General features: G+C 51.0%; 4 protein-coding genes. 2 read left to right on the forward strand and 2 right to left on the reverse strand.

Annotated features, from left to right (window positions below):
- Together ACQY8X_RS20645 and ACQY8X_RS20650 are read left to right on the forward strand one after the other, a co-directional pair.
- Positions 1-406, forward strand: a 406-nt coding sequence (locus ACQY8X_RS20645; RefSeq protein WP_428037015.1) for a glutathione S-transferase N-terminal domain-containing protein, incomplete at its 5' end; no start/stop codon positions are given.
- Between the two features lie 86 nt (positions 407-492).
- Positions 493-2,481 (forward strand): DNA topoisomerase III, encoded by a 1,989-nt coding sequence (locus ACQY8X_RS20650; protein WP_428037016.1) that lies wholly within the window; start codon positions 493-495, stop codon positions 2,479-2,481.
- Positions 2,482-2,616: 135 nt separating this feature from the next.
- On the opposite strand, the gene ACQY8X_RS20655 is transcribed toward ACQY8X_RS20650, so the two are convergent.
- Positions 2,617-3,087, reverse strand: a complete 471-nt coding sequence (locus tag ACQY8X_RS20655; RefSeq protein WP_428037017.1) for a nucleoside triphosphate pyrophosphohydrolase family protein — start codon at positions 3,085-3,087, stop codon at positions 2,617-2,619.
- Positions 3,088-3,252: 165 nt separating this feature from the next.
- The coding region (locus ACQY8X_RS20660) for an AEC family transporter (RefSeq protein WP_428037018.1) at positions 3,253-4,044 on the reverse strand (792 nt) is incomplete at its 5' end.

Here is a 4,044-nt window from a genome sequence, read left to right on the forward strand (position 1 = left end):
GTATTTAGGAGTGATCAAAGTGGCATTTATTCGTTGGTTTCTGGGCAGAATTATCCTGCTGTTGAACTTTATTTTCAGTCCCCGTCCGTTTAAACGAGCTCCAGAGGAGCAGCGTGCACTGGACCTGCGAACAACTAACCTTTCTTTATATCAGTACGAAGCATGTCCTTTCTGCGTTAAAGTGCGTCGTTCACTGCGTCGTAATAGCCTCAATATTGAGCTGCGTGATGCTAAAAATGTTGAGCAGTATCGCAATGAGCTACTTGAAGAGGGCGGTAAGTTAAAAGTGCCTTGTCTGAGAATTGATGAAGGTGAAGGCAATGTCAGCTGGATGTATGAGTCCTCCGATATCATTCACTATCTTGAACAGACCTATCTCGAGTCAAATCTACAAAAAGCAGCTTAACGCTGCTTTTTTTTATCCCGCAAGACTGGAGTCTCTGTGAATATTAAGATAACTTATCTGTATATTTAACCAGTAGTTCTTCCGATATGATTCTATACATTGCAGAGAAGCCCAGCCTCGCCCGGGCGATCGCTGATGTTTTACCCAAACCCCATAAAAAACACGATGGCTATATTGAGCTCGGCAATGGCGACTGTGTCAGTTGGTGCCTTGGGCATCTGCTGGAGCAGGCTGATCCTGCGGACTACAATCCCGACTTTAAACCCTGGCGCTTTGAACACCTGCCGATTATTCCCGATGAATGGAAGTTAAAGCCCCGCAGTCAGACCCGTTCTCAGCTGGCGGTGTTGCGTAAACTGATTCGTCAGTCGAAACAGCTTATACATGCGGGTGATCCTGACCGCGAAGGGCAGCTGCTGGTGGATGAGGTGATCAACTATCTGGGGGCCAGTGAAACCAAGAAAAGAACGGCCCAGCGGCTGTTAATCAGCGATCTCAACCCTAAGGCGGTGAGTGCTGCGCTGGGGAACCTTAAATCCAATTCTGAGTTTATACCGTTATCTGTATCGGCATTGGCGCGCTCTCGCGCGGACTGGATCTACGGCATCAATCTGACCCGGGCATACAGTATTCAGGGGCGGAAGGCTGGCTATAACGGCGTGCTGTCGGTTGGCCGGGTGCAGACGCCTCTGCTGGGCCTGGTTGTCCGGCGTGATAAAGAGATCGAGAACTTTGTGTCAAAACCGTTCTATGAAGTGCAGGCGGTGATTGAGACTGAGGCGGGGGAGCAGTTCAAAGCGCGCTGGAAGCCCAGTGAAAATTGCCAGCCCTATCAGGATGAAGAGGGGCGGGTATTAAACCGCAAACTTGCTGAAAATGTTATTTCGCGGATTAAAGGGCAGCCAGCAGAGTTGGTAAAACTTACCCAGAAGCGTAAGAAGGAAAATGCGCCACTGCCTTTTAATCTGTCGGCGTTGCAGATAGAAGCTGCGAAGCGTTTCGGTATGAGCGCGAAAGCCGTGCTGGACACCTGTCAGTCGCTGTATGAACGGCATAAACTGCTGACCTATCCCCGTTCGGATTGCCGCTATCTGCCTGAGGAGCATCACCGGCAGGCCGGTGAAGTGATCAGTGCGATTGGCGCTAATCAGCAGACACTGAAAGAGTTTCTGCCGCAGATCGATGCCGCCCGCCGCTCATCGGCCTGGAACGATAAGAAAGTCAGTGCCCATCACGCGATTATACCGACCACCCGGCAGGCAAATCTTGCCTCGCTGAGTCAGCAGGAAAGACAGTTATATGAGCTGGTGAGCCGCTACTATCTGGCCCAGTTTATGGCACCCTACGAGTATGATGATACCCGGGCTGATCTGACTATCGCGGGTGGGTTGTTTGTTGCAACCGCCCATCAGACGATCCATTCCGGCTGGAAGCAGCTGCTTTCCGCTTCAGACCCAAAACAGAGTGCTCTGCCGGTGTTAGTGGAAGGTCAGCCACTGCATTGTATCGAAGGCCAGTTGGATGAGAAGAATACCCAGCCGCCCAAGTATTTCACTGATGCAACCCTGCTGGCGGCGATGACCGGGATCAGTCGTTATGTAGCCGAGCCTGAGATCCGCAAGGTGTTGAAAGAGACTGATGGTCTGGGCACAGAAGCAACCCGGGCGGGCATCATCGAACTGATGTTTACCCGCGGCTTTTTTGTCAGAGAGGGGAAAACGATCCGTTCCACCACGGTGGGACGTGCATTGGTTGATTGTCTGCCAGAGAGTGCCACCACGCCGGATATGACTGCACTCTGGGAGTCGGAACTGAGCAGGATCAGTCAGCAGGAAAGCAGTTACAGCAGTTTTATGGAGCCGCTGACACAACGCCTGCACGGCCTGATTGCCCAGTCAGCAGAGGTGGTGATTCCTGATACGCTGAAAGCCTTAAGCCCTGCGCCTAAGAAACGGAGAACCTCCCGAGCCCGTAGCGGCTCTGCGGCGAAAAAGCCTGCCGCTAAGAAAACCGCTGCTAAGAAAACGACCACTGGCAAGAAGCGGACACCCGTCAGACGTAAAAAGTCGGCATAACCGCCGTTGTCAGCTGATTATTCTGACCCTTATTTAAGGGACAAAAAAACGGTGCATAGGAGCACCGTTTTTTTATGTATATATGTCACTCTGATTGAATCAGCAGCTATTTTAAGCGCTCTTCAGTCAGGCTGCTTATGCAAGCTTTGGCTCATGCCAGTTAATGCATTTAAGAAACTTATGGGCAGGGTAGAACTTACCATCTTTGCCGGTCTGATCCTCTGACGACTTGATAAAGGCTTTAGGCAGTTCACCACCACTGTACACATCCAGCCCGATCTCTGTACGGTAGTAGGCCAGGGTTTCCTCGATCTCCGCTTCGGTTTTACACAGCTTAGAGAGGTTGCTTTCCTGAACGGCGGCCATATCTTTATCGGCGTCAATACCCAGCACATGGGCCATGCCGTAGGTTACCACCAGAATATCAGCGACCGCATCACGCACTTCAGACATATCTTTATTCTGAATACCTTCAACCAGTTCCGCCAGTTCCTCCTGTATCAGGTGCAGCTGCTTGCCCGCTTTCTCCCAGTCAGGATCATTCATATTACCCAGTTGATTGCCAAAAACAGTGTTCAGAAAAGAAACGTCGGTGAAATTACTCATGGTTGTCTGTGTACCGTTAGAAAGTTAGAAACGGATTGTATGATGACGGTTTAAGGCGTTAAGCGCAATTTTGAAATTGGCTTTGCAAAGGTGTTTTGTAGAGGATTGAGGCCCGATAGCCTGTCAATGTTGACAGGCGTCACTGGATAATGATTGCCCTCTATTTCAGGCCAGCACCGCAATCGAGATAAGACTGAGCAGTGTGGTTAACACCAGCAGTTGTGCAACCCGGGTGGTGGGTGCGCCATAGAGCATGCCAAATGAGAACACCGCGGTGGTTATTGGTCCTGCTGAACTGAGCATATATTTACCGCTGTCTGGTGTGACCGGTGCGAACAGTGAGATCGCGGCCCAAACCGCTAATGGGAAGAGGATTAGCTTAAATCCGGTAAAGATACAGACTACTTTGTCTACACGGAGTGGTACCTGTGAAAGAACAACCCCGAGGGCCAGCAGCGCCAGAGGCGCGGCGGCGTGTCCGTTGAAGCTGACAAATGTCTGTATGGGGTCTGCCAGTTTTATATTCAGCAGGTTTAATAATAGTCCCGCGCCGATGGCCAGTACCAGGGGCAGTCGGGCAATGACGCTGAAGACATGTCGCAATGATGGCTGTTCGGGGCGTGTCAGTTCAAGCGCGAACAGTGTGCCCATAAACAGAATAATGGTGTCCAGCGTCAGAATAGCAATGACCGGCGATACACTCCCTGCGCCATAGAGAAATTGAGAGATTGGCAGCACTAAGAACGCATTATTAACAAAAACACAGCCGACAGACAGGAGTACGGCTTCCTGCTTTTGCAGCCCCAGTTTTAGTGCCAGCCAGAATGCCAGGCTGAGGATGATGCACTCGGCCAGCACATAGGATAACAAGGGTTCTGGGCTGAACTGCCTGAAGGGCGCGTTACTCACCAGACCCAATACCAGAATCGGCAGGAAGACCGACGTCAGATCGGAAGA

It is taken from the genome of Amphritea sp. (assembly GCF_050300915.1).
GTDB lineage: Bacteria > Pseudomonadota > Gammaproteobacteria > Pseudomonadales > Balneatricaceae > Amphritea.

Bases quoted from the DNA above. Each gene is read 5' to 3' on its own strand.
- ACQY8X_RS20650 (WP_428037016.1), top strand. From the start codon at position 493: ATGATTCTATACATTGCAGAGAAGCCCAGCCTCGCCCGGGCGATCGCT.
- ACQY8X_RS20655 (WP_428037017.1), bottom strand. From the start codon at position 3,087: ATGAGTAATTTCACCGACGTTTCTTTTCTGAACACTGTTTTTGGCAAT.